13 protein-coding genes and 1 pseudogene are annotated in these 15115 nt (G+C 65.4%); 7 read left to right on the forward strand and 7 right to left on the reverse strand.

Features of this window, described 5'->3' with window-relative positions:
- Positions 1-66: 66 nt before the first annotated feature.
- Complete coding sequence (locus tag CH290_RS23400) at positions 67-1116, reverse strand: LacI family DNA-binding transcriptional regulator (RefSeq protein WP_033189415.1); 1050 nt, start codon at positions 1114-1116, stop codon at positions 67-69.
- 46 nt (positions 1117-1162) lie between these two features.
- On the opposite strand from CH290_RS23400, the gene CH290_RS23405 reads away from it, so the two are divergent.
- The 4 genes from CH290_RS23405 (at position 1163) to CH290_RS23420 (ending at position 5523) form a co-directional block, all read left to right on the forward strand.
- Positions 1163-2374, forward strand: a complete 1212-nt coding sequence (locus CH290_RS23405) for an MFS transporter (RefSeq protein ID WP_033189414.1) — start codon at positions 1163-1165, stop codon at positions 2372-2374.
- 277 nt (positions 2375-2651) lie between these two features.
- A complete protein-coding gene (locus CH290_RS23410) occupies positions 2652-3683 on the forward strand; it encodes an ABC transporter substrate-binding protein (protein ID WP_033189413.1) in 1032 nt (343 codons plus the stop codon).
- A gap of 23 nt (positions 3684-3706) precedes the next feature.
- Positions 3707-4744: a FecCD family ABC transporter permease gene (locus tag CH290_RS23415; RefSeq protein ID WP_019664997.1), complete on the forward strand. Its 1038-nt coding sequence runs from the start codon at positions 3707-3709 to the stop codon at positions 4742-4744.
- Positions 4741-5523 carry an ABC transporter ATP-binding protein gene (locus CH290_RS23420; RefSeq protein WP_020112286.1) on the forward strand — a complete coding sequence of 261 codons (783 nt, stop codon included), beginning with the start codon at positions 4741-4743 and terminating at the stop codon, positions 5521-5523. Before CH290_RS23415 ends, CH290_RS23420 begins: the two co-directional genes overlap by 4 nt.
- Positions 5524-5532: 9 nt before the next feature.
- Here CH290_RS23420 and CH290_RS23425 read toward each other — a convergent pair whose 3' ends face one another.
- The 4 genes and pseudogenes from CH290_RS23425 to CH290_RS23440 form a co-directional block, all read right to left on the reverse strand.
- A complete protein-coding gene (locus tag CH290_RS23425; protein ID WP_019664995.1) occupies positions 5533-5892 on the reverse strand; it encodes a PLD nuclease N-terminal domain-containing protein in 360 nt (119 codons plus the stop codon).
- A 59-nt stretch (positions 5893-5951) separates the two neighbouring features.
- A pseudogene (locus CH290_RS23430) lies at positions 5952-7205 on the reverse strand (lipase family protein).
- Positions 7206-7213: 8 nt separating this feature from the next.
- Positions 7214-8671 (reverse strand): pyridoxal phosphate-dependent decarboxylase family protein, encoded by a 1458-nt coding sequence (locus tag CH290_RS23435; RefSeq protein WP_033189412.1) that lies wholly within the window; start codon positions 8669-8671, stop codon positions 7214-7216.
- Entirely contained in the window at positions 8668-10032 is a 1365-nt protein-coding gene (locus tag CH290_RS23440) for an MFS transporter (RefSeq protein WP_033189411.1), read from the reverse strand. The genes CH290_RS23435 and CH290_RS23440 overlap by 4 nt, the downstream gene beginning before the upstream one ends.
- A 166-nt stretch (positions 10033-10198) precedes the next feature.
- Between CH290_RS23440 and CH290_RS23445 the strand changes: the two genes are divergently transcribed.
- The gene (locus CH290_RS23445) at positions 10199-10849 is read left to right on the forward strand and encodes a class I SAM-dependent methyltransferase (protein WP_019664991.1); all 651 of its coding nucleotides are present in this window, start codon (positions 10199-10201) and stop codon (positions 10847-10849) included.
- On the opposite strand, the gene lat is transcribed toward CH290_RS23445, so the two are convergent.
- Entirely contained in the window at positions 10846-12234 is a 1389-nt protein-coding gene (lat, locus tag CH290_RS23450; RefSeq protein ID WP_052083178.1) for an L-lysine 6-transaminase, read from the reverse strand. The two genes, CH290_RS23445 and lat, sit on opposite strands and share 4 nt — an antisense overlap.
- Positions 12235-12355: 121 nt before the next feature.
- Here lat and amaB point away from each other — a divergent pair, with 121 nt between their 5' ends.
- Entirely contained in the window at positions 12356-13891 is a 1536-nt protein-coding gene (gene amaB, locus CH290_RS23455) for an L-piperidine-6-carboxylate dehydrogenase (RefSeq protein ID WP_020112292.1), read from the forward strand.
- Here amaB and CH290_RS23460 read toward each other — a convergent pair.
- On the reverse strand, positions 13884-14450 hold the full coding sequence (locus CH290_RS23460) for a TetR/AcrR family transcriptional regulator (protein WP_019664988.1): 567 nt from the start codon (positions 14448-14450) through the stop codon (positions 13884-13886). The two genes, amaB and CH290_RS23460, sit on opposite strands and share 8 nt — an antisense overlap.
- A 79-nt stretch (positions 14451-14529) precedes the next feature.
- Here CH290_RS23460 and CH290_RS23465 point away from each other — a divergent pair, with 79 nt between their 5' ends.
- Entirely contained in the window at positions 14530-15114 is a 585-nt protein-coding gene (locus CH290_RS23465; protein WP_026347770.1) for a dihydrofolate reductase family protein, read from the forward strand.
- The last annotated feature ends 1 nt before the right edge of the window (position 15115 follow it).

Genomic DNA, 15115 nt, shown 5'->3' on the forward strand with positions numbered 1-15115 from the left:
TTGCTTATGCGCTACAAACAGGTCGTATTCCCCGTTTTGAGGCGACTACGAGTGTGAATTACCCGGTTAGTGGGGGCGCGCGGGTCTCGTCGAATTCCGGACCTGCACCGACCATGGGCTCTCGGGGATGCGGTCGAGGGAGCCGAGCACCCAGCGCGCTGCGTCGCAGCCCTGATCGAACAGTGATTGCGCGACGGTGGTCAGACCGGCGGCTCGGGCCGCATCGGAATCGTCCCAGCCGGTGATCGCAACGCCGTCGCAGCCGTCGAGCGGGCCGACGACATCGAGTGCCCCGAGCGCGAGGTCGTCACTGCAACACAGAAGTGCGTCGGCGCCGACTAGTCGCCGTGCCGCGTCGGCGCCTTCGGGGGACGCGTTCGATCCGGCGAAGGCGACGGGAGTGGACTCCCACTTGAAACCCGCGTCGACGACGGCTCGGCGGAAGCCGGCGAGGCGTGCGGCGGTGACCGGGAAGGTGGCGTCGGCCGGGTCGGGGCCGTGCACGATTTCGACGACGCGGTCGCGATTGCGCGGAAAGCTGATCACTGCAGGCTTTGTCGACTGTCGCAGTCCTACTTGCCCGACTGCGAGTGCTGCTGCCGAATCGTCGATCCCGATCATTGCTGCGCCCGGGACGACGGGTCCGCCCTGGATGCAGACCGGCTTGCCGGTGCCGATCACGACGTCCAGCATCGGGTCGTCGGACACCGTGGTCCACAACACGTACCCGTCGACCTGAGCGCCGCGTATGCGCTCCAGATCGGCCTTCGCCGGCGAATTCGGCTGAGACCGGCCTCCATTGGGCAGCAGGACGAGTCCGGAGTCGGTGTCGAGGCAGGCCTCGGCGATTCCGGTCAGGAACGCGCGGGCCTGGGGGTTCTCGAACGAATACGTCAGTTTCTCGCTGAGGACGACGCCCACGTTGTTGGTCTTGCCGCTGCGCAGCGATCGTGCGCCCGTGTGCGGGCCGGTGTATCCGAGGCGCTCCGCTGCAGCGAGGACTCGCGTCCTGGTGGCGTCGGAGACGCGTGTCGGTTGGTTGTAGGTGTAGGAGACGCTCATCGTGGACACGCCCGCGGCGGCGGCGACGTCGGCCATGGTCGGGCGGGGGTGCATGCGTTCACACTAGCGTTCCTCGTCGACATGTGTAACGATACACAACATGGGTGACGGTAGATCTCTCGCCAAGCTTCTCGTTCTTGCGGCCGCGGCCTTCGTCTACGTGACCGCCGAGACGCTGCCCGTCGGGCTGCTGCCGGAGATCTCGTCGGACATGGGGGTCAGTGAATCGAGCGTCGGCCTGCTGTTGACGTTCTATGCCTACGGAGTCGCGGTGATGACGATGCCGCTCATGACGTTCGTGCGCAGGTGGCCGCGTCGAACAGTGGTCGTGGTGACCGTGGGCGCACTCGCGGTGTCGCAATTGCTGTCCGCGGTAGCCATCGGATATCCGATGCTGGTCGTCGCTCGAATGATCTGTGCTGCAACGCACGGCGTGTTCTGGGCAGTGGTCGCACCGGTCGCAGCATCGCTCGTCGCCCCGGAACGCAAAGGCAAGGCCATCGCGACGGTCTACGCCGGAACGTCGTTGGCGCTGGTGGCAGGCAATCCGGTGACCGCTGCCCTCGGCCAGTGGCTCGGCTGGCGCACAGCGGCCGTGTGCATCGGTGCCGTCGCGGGGATCATCGCGGTGACGCTGTTCGCGGTGCTGCCGACGATGAAGGTCGCCGACGCCGGCCCGGGCCCCGGATCACGGGCACGCGTCCTCGACCGATCGCTGGTGATGATCTGTGTTGCAACGTTTCTCGCAGTGCTCGGCCACTTCGTCGCGTACACGTACTTCTCGTTGATCGTGGACCGCGGCCTCGGGTCCGTCGGAACGACCCTGACCGCGATGCTGCTGCTGTACGGGCTGTGCGGAGTCGTCGGTATCTGGATCGTCGGCAGGACCTTCGATCGCTGGCCGAGGCGATCCACCATCGGTGCACTGTCCGTCGTTGTCGCCGCACTCACCCTGCTGTGGACGACCATGCTCTCCGCCCCGGGTTCCCTTGCAGCACTGAGCGTCCTGGGCATCGGACTGTGGGGTCTGGCCTTCACCACCGTCCCGGTATGCCTGCAGTCGACCGTCCTGAACACCGCGCGCGCCGACCCCGACCGCGCCTCGGCCGTCTACGTCGTCGCATTCCAGCTCGCCATCGCCTCGGGCGCCCTCGTGGGCGGAATCGTCGTCGACAGGGCATCCATCGCCGACGTCATCGCCCTCGCCGGCCTACTCGTCATTGGAGCCCTCGTCACCGTCACCGCCGGGCGCAACACCTTCCCGGGCGCGCGTCCCACCGAACCGAACGTGACGTTCAGTCACTCCAAGTGACCGAACGCCACGTTCGGTCCACGAACAGGGGCCACGTTCGGTCCGTGAACAGGGGCGAGAGCTGAACGACCGGGTCGAGGGGAAGCGTCAAGAGGGGTTAAAGTAAGCCCAGGATTACCGGTGTGGTGGTCTGTGTGATGGGCGAGGGAATCCGGTGTGAATCCGGGACTGACGCGCAACGGTGACCACGAGTGTGGGAGTCCGATCGCTTGCCTGTTGCAGCGTATGTCCCGCGGCTCCGCGAACAGGGCCCCTAGTAGGAAGTTTGCGCCACCTCATGGCTATTCGTGTCCCCTTTGGTGTTGCTGTGCTGTCAGCAGCTCTTGTTCTGTCTGCTTGTTCTTCCGGTTCCGAGTCGGAGGCGGTGCAGGAATCGTCCGGCAATTTTCCGTTGACTATCTTCAACTGTGGTCAGGAGGTGGTGATCGATGCGCCTCCGCAGCGAGCGGTGTCGCTGAATCAGGGGTCGACGGAGATTCTGTTGAGTCTCGGTTTGGCGGATCGGATGGTCGGGTCGGCGACGTGGACGGATCCGGTGCGGGAGAACTTGGCGGCGGACAACGAGCGTGTTCCGCGTTTGGCGGACAACAAGCCGTCGTTGGAGGTGGTGCTCGACGCCGAGCCGGATTTCGTGTCGGCGTCGTTCGGCGGGACGCTCGGGCCTGGCGGGGTGGCGGAGCGTGGTCAGCTCGAGCAGCTCGGTGTGCCCAATTACCTGTCGCCGACTGACTGCAACGGCAAGACCGACGAGAGCGTCAATTCGGATGGTGCTCGTACTCAGCCGTTGGAGATCGAGTCCGTCTACCAGGAGGTTCGTGATCTCGCGGCCATCTTCGACGTGTCCGAGCGCGGTGAGGAGTTCGTCGCCGAACTGCAGGAGCGGTTCGAGAAGGCGTCGGGCACGGTGAATGCGTCGGGCACCTCGTTGGTCTACTGGTTCGCCGATACTGCGACGCCGTACATGGCGGGGTGCTGCGGGTCGTCGGGCATCATCACCAATTCGGTGGGCGCGGAGAACATCTACTCGGACACCACCGACGAATGGCCGCAGGTCAGCTGGGAGTCGGTAGCGGACCGCAACCCGACGGCGTTCGTGCTGGCCGATCTGAGCCGCCGGTCGCTGGCCGGTGACGCGTTGGATTCCAAGATCGAGTTCCTGGAGACCAATCCGGTGACCCAGCGCCTTCCTGCGGTGACCGACAAGCGCTACATCGTCGTGAACGGGGCGGATCTGAATCCGTCGATCCGGACCGTCGACGGCGTCGAGAAGGTCGCTGCTGCACTGCAGGGCTGGGGCCTGGCGAATTGACCGTGCCCCAGGCGGAGCCATCGGTGCGGAAGGCGGAGCCGTCGGTGCGGCGGAGTGTTCTGCTTCCGCTGCTGCTGATCGGCTCCGTCGTCCTGGTGCTGTCGATCGCAGTGGCGATCACGATCGGGCCGGCGGATCTGTCGGTGGCCGATGTCTACCGAATCACGTTCGAGCACATGGGGTTCGGAAGCTCCGGCGTGAGCCGGATCAAGGATGGGATCGTGTGGGAGCTTCGGCTTCCGCGAACGCTGCTGGCAGCGGTGTGCGGCGCCGGTCTGGCTCTGTGCGGCGCGATCATGCAGTCCCTGCTGCGTAACCCGTTGGCCGATCCGTTCGTGCTCGGCATCTCGTCCGGTGCGTCGACGGGCGCGGTGCTGGTCGCGGTCCTCGGGATCGGCAGCGGTATGTATTCGCTGTCGACGGGCGCGTTCGTCGGAGCGGTGTTCTCGTTTCTGCTGGTGATGTTGCTCGCCGCCGGTGCCGGGGGAGGCACCGATCGGGTAGTGCTCGCCGGAGTGGCTGGGACGCAGTTGTTCTCGGCGTTGACGTCGTTCATCGTCATCTCGTCGGCCGACGCAGAACAGACACGAGGGGTTCTGTTCTGGCTGCTCGGATCTCTCGGTGGCGCCGACTGGGGCGATGTGATGATGTGCGGAATCGTCTGTGCCGTCGGCATCGTCGTGTGTCTGCTGTATTCGTCGGCGCTCGACGCGTTCACCTTCGGTAACGACGCCGCGGCATCGCTGGGAGTGTCCGTCAAGTGGATTCGGATCGTGCTGTTGGTCATCACCGCGTTGATCACCGCGACGTTGGTCAGTGCTGCCGGAGCGATCGGATTCGTAGGGTTGGTTCTGCCGCACGCGGCGCGGTTCCTGGTCGGCGCCCGGCATCGTCGCCTGTTGCCGACGACGGTGCTCGTCGGCGCGATCTTCATGGTGTGGGTCGACGCGATCGCCCGCACGGTGTTCCAGCCACAGGAAATTCCGGTGGGCGTGGTGACCGCGCTGATCGGCGTGCCTGCGTTCGCGGTGATTCTCTTCAGAATGCGGAGGACGAGATGACTATCGAGGCCGCATCCGTGCGGTGGTCTCGCGGCCACAACCAGATCCTCGACGGAGTGGATTTCGATCCGCATCCGGGGGAGACCGTCGGGCTGATCGGACCGAATGGGTCCGGTAAGTCGTCGCTGCTGCGGATTCTGGCGGGAATCGTCTCACCCGATTCCGGTGACGTCACGCTCGACGGCGCGCCGATGGCGTCGATGCGGCGCAAGCAGATCGCTCGACGCGTGGCGATGGTGGATCAGCATTCGGACACCGAGGTGGACATCGCGGTGCGCGACGTGGTTCGACTCGGTCGGATCCCGCACCACGGTTTGCTGGGCGGAGATTCGGCGGCCGACGACGTCGCCGTGGACAAGGCCCTGACGGACACGGGAATGACGTCGAAGGCGAATCGGCTGTGGCACACCCTGTCCGGCGGTGAGCGTCAGCGCACGCAGATCGCCCGTGCGTTGGCGCAGGAACCGACGGAATTGCTCCTCGACGAGCCCACCAACCACCTCGACATCCAGCACCAACTCGACATTCTGGCGTTGATTTCGGGCCTGCCGTTGACCAGTTTCATCGCATTGCACGATTTGAATCTGGCGTCGATGTTCTGCGATCGCATCGTGGTGTTGCAAGCGGGAAAAGTCGTGGCCGTGGGCAGGCCGTCGGACGTCATCACCCAGGATTTGGTGCAGGAGGTCTACCACGTGCGAGCGTCGGTGGAATTGGACGAGACGGGCACGTATCCGCAGGTCACCTACAAACCGTTGGTCTCGAGAGCTGTTCGCTGATCCCCGCCGTCAGGCGCCGTCGCCGCGAGCTTTACGACGCTGTTCCTCGGCGCGGGCACGGCACTGACGCAGAAATTCCTCGTCGGCCTCGGCCGTGGTTCCGGTTGCCCGGCCGGGCCGCGTGTCGTATTCCGGATACGCCGAGTTGCTGCGGCGGGCTGAACTTCCGCCGCCCGCTCCGCCCCAGATTCCGCCGTCGACGGGCCGTCCCACGAGGAGCCACACGATCGATCCGGCGAGCGGGATGAAGATGACCAACAGCAGCCACATCATCTTGGGAAGGTGCCGTACACCGCCTTCGTCGGCGGTGATGACGTCGATCAGGCAGAACACCCACAGGATCATGATGATCAGGCCGAGGTACGGCATCGAACTTCCCTCCAAGTAGAGACCGGTCGGTCTTTCGCGAAGGGAACTTTACTATCGGCTCAGATTTCTGCACAGCGGGAAGTGGTCGGTACTCCTGCGAACCGATCCTTGATCCAGCCGAGCCCGACGCCGAAGTCCGTCGCCGCGGGTGCGAGGTGGTTGACCCCGAGGCCTCCTGGGACGGGCGGGAGCTCGTTGACGTACAGCGATGCGTCGGCGCCGCGAGAGCACCATTCGGCGACGAGTCGGCGTGCTTGGTCCGTCGGGATGAAGTCGTCGGCCTGCGCGGTGTTGACCAGAACCGGAGCGCTCGGGGTTCCGTTTCCGATGCGCTGGTCGTCGAAGACCCGCTGCACGACGGGGTTGCCGCCGATCGAGTCCGCCAGTGTCTTTCCGTCCTTGGTCCATTGCGCCGTGGAGGTGCCACCGAACTCGCGCCGAGCTTCGATGAGGCATTGCGTCGACACGCGCCTCAGTACTTCCTTGCCTCAATCGTTCGACGCCTCGTCGACGACGGACTGCAGTTCCGGATAGCGGGCGACGAAACCGTTGATCGCAAAGCCGATTGCCGCAGTCAGACCCGTCCCGTCGATGTGCCGCAGTACGGCGTCGAGGTCGGCGGGAGGCGCACTCGCGTAGGTGCCGGCCACGTTCAGTTCCGGCGCGTAGTCACCTACCAGTTCGGCCGCCGATGCCGCGGCACCGCCGCCCTGGGAGTGCCCCCAGAATGCGACCGGTCCTGCATGGTCATCGTCGCCCAGTGTCGTGGCGGCGCGGGCGGCGTCGATCATGGCGTGCCCTTGCTCGACGCGGTTGACGTAGGTGTGGATGCCCGGTGTGCCGAGGCCGATGTAGTCGGTGACGAACACGCGGATGCCCTGCGTCAGGAATGCGACGGCGAAGGCGCCTTCGTAGTTGATGGAGGTGCTCCCGGTCTTCGGGTCGTATTGGCCGCCGGTCGGGAACTGCCGCGACGGCGCACACTGGTCACCTTGGCCCTGCGTGCCCGGCCCGATGACGACGGTCGGCGTCGGGCCGGCCGGGTAGGGGGCCGACGGTTCGAGGTACGTGCCCGTCACCGCGACGGGCGTGCCGTCGGCGAGGGTGGAGGTGTACTTCACGCGCTGGGCGGGCGCACCTGTCTGCCCGACGAACGGGATCGGCTCGGTAGCGACAACGGTCCCCGGTTCCGAGGGGATCTCCGCCGGTTCGGCGTAGAAGTCCGGTGCAGCCTGGGCCGGTACAGCACCGGCTGCCAGTACAAGTCCCGCTGCCACTATCAACCGCGCTGCCAGTGCAAGCCGAATACGCATGTCCACCCCTACTTTTCGATCACTCGTGCCAGAAATTCGATCAGCATCGCGGCGCTCACGTCGCGGGGCAACTGTTCGACGCCTGCAAGTACCGACGCCATGTCCAGGTCCCCGCTCCCGGTCACGCCTGCCGCTTGGAGTGCGCCGTACACCTCGTCGGACGACAGTGCCGATGCCTGTTCGGAGGTGAGCACGCCGTCGCGGAACAGTCGGGCGAGCTCGGCCAGTGCGGGCGGCGGCTCCGCTGCGGCCTGTCCACGCACGTCGTCGGCGGCACCTACGAGAGCTGCGACCAACTCGCCCTGCACGGACACTGTCGCGGGTGTGACGGTCAGATGAGTGGTGCGCGGCAGCACCGTTCCGTCGGATTGCGTCAACGACGGCTGTGCCTGCAGCGAGAAACCACGCTTGCCGACGGCGCCGAGCCACACATGCGGATCGACGGCAGCCTGCGGCCCGTCTGCGGAATCCTTGGCCACTGCGAACAGCGGCCCGACGGGGTCGCCGACGACGCGTAGGCCGTCGATGGCGCGGATCGCGGCGACGAGTGCCGTTGTGGAATCGTGCATTCGGTCGGTGAGGTCGGCGAATCCGTCGACGCCGAGTGCGGTGACTATCGCCCATGCCGCCGTCATCGCCCCGACCGATCTGGAACCGAGCAACGTCGGGTTGACGACGGGATATCCTGGCCAGTCCGTGAGTCCGAAGTACTGGTGGCGGTGGCGATCTCGGCCGCGCACCAGCAACAGCGATGCGCCTTTGGGGGAGTAGCCGTACTTGTGCAGGTCCGCCGAGATGCTCGTGACGCCGGGCACTCCGAAGTCCCAGGCAGGCACGTCGCCCCACCAGGGCAGTGCCAGACCGCCGATACAGGCGTCGACGTGAACGGCCACCCCGCGCGTTGCCGCGACGGCAGCGATGTCCGCGACGGGGTCCATCGTCGCGAACGGGTAACTGGGAGCCGATGCGACGACGAGAATCGTGTCGTCGCGGATGGCGTCGGCGATGCGTCCTGGATCCGGCACGCCCGAGACCGGATCGACCGGTACGACAATGGATTCCACACCGAGTAGGTGCGCGGCCTTGCGGAAGGCGGCATGTGCCGTCGTCGGGTGGACGATGGAGCCGCCGTGCTTACCTGCCGCATCACGTGCTCCGAGGACCGCCAGGATGCAGCTTTCGGTGCCGCCGGTCGTGACGTTGCCGACGACGTCCTCGCCTCCGTGGAAGATCGAACGCCCGAAATCGACGAGTTCCCGCTCGATCGTGGCAACCGAGGGAAACACCGTCGGATCGAGGCCGTTGACGGATTGGACCTCACGCATGGCCGCAGCGGCGAGCTCGTCGAGTTCGGCGACACCGCTGTCGTAGACGTAGGACAGGACACGGCCGCCGTGGGTCGGTGCGTCGGCGGTGCGCAGCTCCCGCAGGCGCGCCAGCACGGCCTTCATGTTCGACGCTCTCATGTGGTCCTTTCGTCGATTCCGCCACGACGCCGGCTCGGCTCGGATATTCGAAACTGCTTCAGCAGAAAGACACTCAGTATCACCAACGTGGCAGGAACCATCGAGCATCCCACGACGATGCCGGGAACCACCGAATCCGGTTGGGACACGACGTCGTCCGTTGTGCTGGACCGGAACCCGACCGAGGCGAGGATCAGCAGGAACACCGCAGGACCGACGGCTCCCGCCCCTGTCTCGCAGGCAGTCCACACGCCGCTGAGTGCGCCTGCTCGTGATCGGCCGAAGCGGGCGGCGTCGTCCTCGATGGTGTCCGGCAGCAGGGAAAGTGGAAAGGCCTGCATCCCTGCGTATCCGATGCCGCAGGCGGCTGCCGACGCGAACACCCACGGGCCGGGCGTCCACAACGCGATGACGAACGACACGCTGCCGAGCGCGAAGACCATCGACGCCGCAACGAATCCGACCGTCCTGCTGTACTTCAAACCGAAGCGATACCACACCGGCATCACCAGAAGAGCGGGTCCGACGACGGCAGCGAACAGCAGCGTCAGCGCGGCTTCGTCGCCCAGGACGTAGGTGGCGAGATACTGCACACCTGCGAGCAGGATTGCGACCGCAAGTGCCTGAACGACGAAGGTGATCAGCAAGATCCGAAACGACCGTGTGGAACGCACTGCGCCGAGGCCTTCGCGGTACTGCGCCCACACCGTCCCGTCCGACGGATCGGCCCGACTCACCGATTTCCCTCTCGTGCCCCACACCGTCAGCAGCATGCCGACGCCCATGACCGTCGCCGCCGCGATCGCCATGACGAGGTATCCGGTGGGGCCACCGCCCGCAGCATCGCGAACCGCGGGTCCTCCTCCGCCGACCAGAAGGATCGCGGCGGCGAGCACCGCGATGCGCACGGTGACGAGGCGGGTCCGATCTTTCGCGTCGGTGTACAGCTCGGTGGGCAGCGCAATGTACGGCACTTGGAAGAAGCTGTATGCCGTTGCGGCGAGCAGGAAGAACACGAACACCCACAGCGCAGCAGGGCCGATCGGAGGCGCGAACGTCAGCACGAACAGCACGGGCATGGCCAGCGCGCCGACAACCATTTCCGGCGTTCGAGATCCGGTGCGCGCCGAGCGTGTATCGCTGAGCGCTCCGACGAGCGGGCCGAGCAGCACATCCCAGATCTTCGGAATCAGGATGACGAGCGACGCGAGCCCGGCAGCCACGCCGAGGGTGTCCGTCAGGTAGTACGCCAACACGAGGCCCGGAAGAGCAGCGAACCCACCGGTGCCGATACTGCCTGCGCCGTACCCTGCAACAACACCCGCAGCAGCGCTGCCTGCAGGTACCGCACGATCGGTCACCCGGTCAGACTAGAGGTAGATCCGATGAATGCGAACGGTTTCGATCACCCTGACGTCAGGAGTGGAGCCGGCGGAATGACCCAGGTGTTCAGGAGTGGAGCGGGGGTTCGGTTGGCGGTGATGGGGGTAGTGAAGTGGCGAGAAACGAATCGAGACGGAGGTCCACGTGGGGTTGAGTGAGCTCGAGGCGATGGTGAGACGCACCGTCACTGCAGGCCAGCCGTTCGAGTACGGCGCCGATGAGGCGGAGCTTGCCTATCTGAGTTCATTGGCGGCCGACGACGGCGTGGAGTTGATCTGCGAGATCGGCTTCAACGCAGGCTTTTCGACGTGGGCCTTTCTGTCCGCGTCGCCGACGGTCACGGTCGTGTCGTTCGATCTGGCCGAATACGAGTACAGCGATGCCGCCAAAGCTCACATCGACGAACTGTTCCCGGGCCGACACACCTTGATCCGGGGAGATTCGCACTCCACCGTCACCGAGTACGCCCGCACGAATCCCGACGTGCGCTTCGACGTCGTGTTCGTCGACGGTGACCATTCGCTGGACGGAGCGCGTGCGGACCTGGCGGACGCGCGCGCGTTCAGCACCACGGACACCGTCGTCGTCATGGACGACATCACCCCGTGGCTCTGGTTCGGTGAAGGCCCGACCGCTGCATGGCAGGATGCCGTCGACTCCGGCTTGATCGACCACCGGAGCTACTACCAGGACGGCAGGATCGTGGACGCCGTCGTACCCCCGGCCGACCGAGCCTGGGCCGTCGGCCGCTACGTGACCACCGGAACCTCGGCTGAAAGTACCGCTCCCATCTAGTTTCCGCGTTCCTGAAGCCGTGCCACACACCGCTCCACCGCGTCGAGTCCTCGGTCCAGGTCCGCTTCGCTGATCGTCAGCGCCGGCCGGAACCGAACCGAGCTTCCGCCACATCCGAGAGCAAGGACGTGCTCGGTCTCGCGGAGGTCGTCGATCAGACGATCCCGGGTGGTGGCGTCGGGAAGGGTGAAGGCGCACATCAGACCGCGGCCGCGTACCTCGGTCACCACGGCATGCCGCGACGCGATGTCCCGCATCCGTCCCAGCACGCGGTCACCGAGCGTGCCGGCGCGCTCGATCAGGTTCTCGGACTCGATCACCTCGAGAATGCGACGAGCCCGCACCATGTCGGTGAGATTGCCACCCCACGTGGAGTTGATACGCGACGAGACCTCGAAGACGTTGTTCGGGACGTCGTCGACGCGGCCGCCTGCCATGACTCCGCACACCTGGACCTTCTTCCCGAAGGCCACCACGTCGGGTACGACGTCGAGCTGCTGGAAAGCCCAGGCGGTTCCCGTCATTCCAGCGCCCGTTTGCACTTCGTCGACGACGAACAGCGCGTCGTGTTCGTGGCACAGCTGCCGCAGCTTCTGCAGGAACCGTGGCCGGAAGTGGTTGTCGCCGCCCTCGCCTTGAATGGGTTCGACGATGGCACAGGCAATATCGTGCGGGTTGGCTTCGAACGCGAGGCGTGCCGCGGCCAGGGCGTCGTCCTCCAGTGCGTCCATGTCCGCGCCGGTCCGAATGTACGGCGACGGGATGCGGGGCCAGTCGAACTTGGGGAAGCGGGACACCTTGTTGGGGTCGGTGTTCGTCAGCGACATCGTGTAGCCGGATCGTCCGTGGAATGCGTGCTCGAGGTGCAGTACCTGCGTACCCAGCGCGGGAGCGGAGCCTGCGGAGCGACTGTTGGGGTTGAGGCCGGCGTCCAACCCGTGCGCTTCGTTCCAGCGGCTCTTCCAGTCGAACGCGATCTTCAGCGCGTTCTCGACGGCGAGTGCACCACCTTCGACGAAGAACAGATGAGGTAGCCGCGGATCGCCGAGCACCCGTGCGAACGTGTCGACGAACCGAGCCATCGGGATCGAGTAAATGTCGGAGTTGCTCGGCTTGTTCATCGCGGCCTCGAGCAAATCGGCTCGGAACTGCGCATCGCCTGTCAGCCTGGCGTGATTCATGCCGAGAGCATTGGATGCGAAGAAGGTGAACAGATCCAGGTACTCGGTGCCGTCCCGCGCGTCGACGAGGGTGGATCCGCGGGAAGCCGTCAGGTCCAGCACCATCGCGAAGCCGTCGGCGAGCATGTGGCGGCCGATCGTGTCGTGAACGTCCGATGCGTCGAAGGAACCGGAGGCATGTGGGGTGTGCAATACCTGCGTCATGATCGCCAACGTACCCGACAATATTCCGTAAGGAAACGGCCACGACCGTAAATTTTACGGTGTTGTGACCCGTCGGCTAGATTGAATGTTGCTGCCACGGCGACGAAAGGTGATTTTCGCGATGACTTCCCCGGTCAAGCACGACGAGCTGAGCGTCCGTACCCGCGCAATCCTGGGACGCCTGGGGGTGACCGCCGACCTCGACGTGCCCAGGTCGGAACTGCCGGTCGTCGCACGTTCACCGATCACCGGGGGCAATCTCGCGTCCCTCGCCGCGGCCACCGCTGCGGATGTCGACGCCGTCGTCACCGTGGCGAAATCTTCGTTCGCCGAGTGGTCCGCCGTTCCCGCTCCGGTTCGAGGTGGACTGATCCGCGAACTCGGCGAATTACTGCGTGAGTACAAGGCCGATCTGGGCGAGTTGGTCTCCATCGAAGCGGGCAAGATTCTGTCCGAGGGCCTGGGCGAGGTCCAGGAGATGATCGACATCTGCGACTTCGGCGTCGGGCTGTCCCGTCAGCTCTACGGCAACACCATCGCAACCGAGCGCCCGGGCCATCGCATGATGGAGCAGTGGCATCCGCTCGGCGTCGTCGGAGTCGTCACTGCCTTCAACTTTCCTGTCGCAGTCTGGTCGTGGAACACCGTCCTCGCCTTGGTCGCCGGCGACACCGTCGTGTGGAAGCCGTCGGAGAAGACGCCCCTGACCGCGCTCGCTGTTCAAGCGCTGTTCGAGCGTGCCGCCGCCAACGCGGACGTCGATCCCCTCGTTGCGCAGTTGGTCATCGGCGACCGAGTGGCCGGTGAGGCGCTCGTCGACGATTCCCGCGTGGCTCTCCTGTCCGCGACCGGGTCCACGCGCATGGGCCGAGCCGTGGCGCCCCGCGTCGCGGAGAGGTTCGGACGCGTACTGCTCGAACTCGGTGGCAACAACGCCGCAATCGTGACCCCGTCCGCCGATCTGGACCTGACGACCCGCGGGATCGTGTTCTCCGCGGCGGGTACCGCAGGGCAACGGTGTACGTCTCTGCGACGACTGATCGTGCATTCCTCCATCGCCGACGAGTTGGTCGGGCGGATCGCGAAGGCGTACGAATCGCTGGCCATCGGGTCGCCCCTGGACGCCGACACGCTCGTCGGGCCGCTGATCGACGCGCCGGCCTTCGCCGGCTTCCAGAAAGCGCTCGACGCTGCCGTCGGCGCTGGTGGTGTCGTGAAGGCAGGCGGTTCGCGCGTCGACATCTTCGGCGAGTACGCCTACTACGTCCAGCCGACGGTGGTGACGATGCCTGCGCAGACGGATATCGTGCGTCACGAGACGTTCGCGCCGATTCTGTACGTTCTCACCTACGAGACGCTCGACGAGGCCATCGCGCTGCACAACGATGTGCCACAGGGTCTTTCGTCGTCGATCTTCACGACGGATCTGCGTGAGGCCGAGCGGTTCCTGTCCGCCGCCGGATCCGACTGCGGCATCGCCAACGTCAACATCGGACCGTCGGGAGCGGAGATCGGCGGCGCGTTCGGCGGCGAGAAGGAAACCGGTGGCGGACGCGAATCCGGTTCGGACGCCTGGAAGTCCTACATGCGACGGGCAACCAACACCGTGAACTACTCCAACGAGCTGCCTCTCGCGCAGGGAGTCGAGTTCACCTGAGCAGGCCGTTCACCAAATCGTCGACGATGTCGTCGGTCGAGGTCTCCGGGTCGATCGGGTAGGTCAGTCGGTCGAACAGGAGACCGTCTATCGCGTAGTGGAACAACGCGATCTCCTTGGCGCCGCCGGGAAGTCCCGCGGCAAGGTTGAATTCGACGTCGCCGCGGAAGTTCGACCGTTGCCACGTGCCGAGAACGGCGCCGATCTCCGGCCGTCTCGACGCCTCGAGTCGCAGTTCGAACAACGCCAGCGTCACTTCTCGGTTGGTCAGGAGCCGCGCGACGATGTCGCGGGTGTACTCAGCGAACAGTTCCGCGCTCGGAGCTTTGGCGGCGAGCGGGGCATGCACGTCGGGATCCGGGGCGAGCCGTTCGCCGATGCGCTCGATCAATCCGGCGATGACATCTTCGCGCGTCTTGAAATAGTTCGACGTGGTGCCTTTCGGTACTCCTGCCTGCACATCGATGGCACGGTGGGTGAGTCCGCGTGCGCCTTCGGCGGCCAGGATCGAAATGCCGGCGTCGGCGAGATCGGATCTGCGTTGCGAATTGCGAGCCATGGAAAAAGACTAGCGCAACCACGACAGGTGTCGTACTCTCTGATTCGAACCACTACATCCGTCGTGATTGGAGATTCTCATGCGTGAACTGGTCTATTACGTAGCCGCCAGCCTCGACGGCTTCATCGCCGCCCCGGACGACACGTTCGATGCTTTCCCCCAGACGGGCGATCACATCGACATGATCCTGCGCGAGTACACCGACACGATCCCGACGCTCGGCCTTCGCGCCACCGGACTGACGCCGCCTCTGACGAGGTTCGACACGGTGATGATGGGATGGGGAACCTATGCGGCCGAGGGTGAACACCGGCGCGGCGGACCGTACGAGCATCTGAAGCAGTACGTGTTCTCTCGCAACCACACCGCCGACGATGCGGTGCCGGAGGTGACCGTGACGGACGAGGATCCGGTTGCCCTTGCGCGGGAGCTGAAGCAGCAGAGCGGATCGGACATCTGGTTGGCCGGTGGAGGGGTCTTCGCGTCCGCACTCGTCGACGAGATCGACCGGATCATCCTCAAGATCAACCCGATTCTGCTGGGATCGGGCAAGCGGCTCTTCGCCGACCGCGACTATTCGGTTGCGGACTTGAATCTCGTCGCCAGCACGCCGTATCGATCCGGGGTGGTCATCAACGAGTACACGCTCGACCGATCCTCGTAGG

The organism is Rhodococcus sp. 06-156-4, from assembly GCF_002259345.1.
GTDB classification, from domain to species: domain Bacteria; phylum Actinomycetota; class Actinomycetes; order Mycobacteriales; family Mycobacteriaceae; genus Rhodococcoides; species Rhodococcoides fascians_E.

Coding starts and splice junctions, on each gene's coding strand:
- amaB (WP_020112292.1), top strand. CDS start 12,356: ATGACTTCCCCGGTCAAGCACGACGAGCTGAGCGTCCGTACCCGCGCA.
- CH290_RS23400 (WP_033189415.1), bottom strand. CDS start 1,116: ATGCACCCCCGCCCGACCATGGCCGACGTCGCCGCCGCCGCGGGCGTG.
- CH290_RS23465 (WP_026347770.1), top strand. CDS start 14,530: ATGCGTGAACTGGTCTATTACGTAGCCGCCAGCCTCGACGGCTTCATC.
- CH290_RS23405 (WP_033189414.1), top strand. CDS start 1,163: ATGGGTGACGGTAGATCTCTCGCCAAGCTTCTCGTTCTTGCGGCCGCG.
- CH290_RS23435 (WP_033189412.1), bottom strand. CDS start 8,671: ATGAGAGCGTCGAACATGAAGGCCGTGCTGGCGCGCCTGCGGGAGCTG.
- lat (WP_052083178.1), bottom strand. CDS start 12,234: ATGACGCAGGTATTGCACACCCCACATGCCTCCGGTTCCTTCGACGCA.
- CH290_RS23460 (WP_019664988.1), bottom strand. CDS start 14,450: ATGGCTCGCAATTCGCAACGCAGATCCGATCTCGCCGACGCCGGCATT.
- CH290_RS23410 (WP_033189413.1), top strand. CDS start 2,652: ATGGCTATTCGTGTCCCCTTTGGTGTTGCTGTGCTGTCAGCAGCTCTT.
- CH290_RS23420 (WP_020112286.1), top strand. CDS start 4,741: ATGACTATCGAGGCCGCATCCGTGCGGTGGTCTCGCGGCCACAACCAG.
- CH290_RS23425 (WP_019664995.1), bottom strand. CDS start 5,892: ATGCCGTACCTCGGCCTGATCATCATGATCCTGTGGGTGTTCTGCCTG.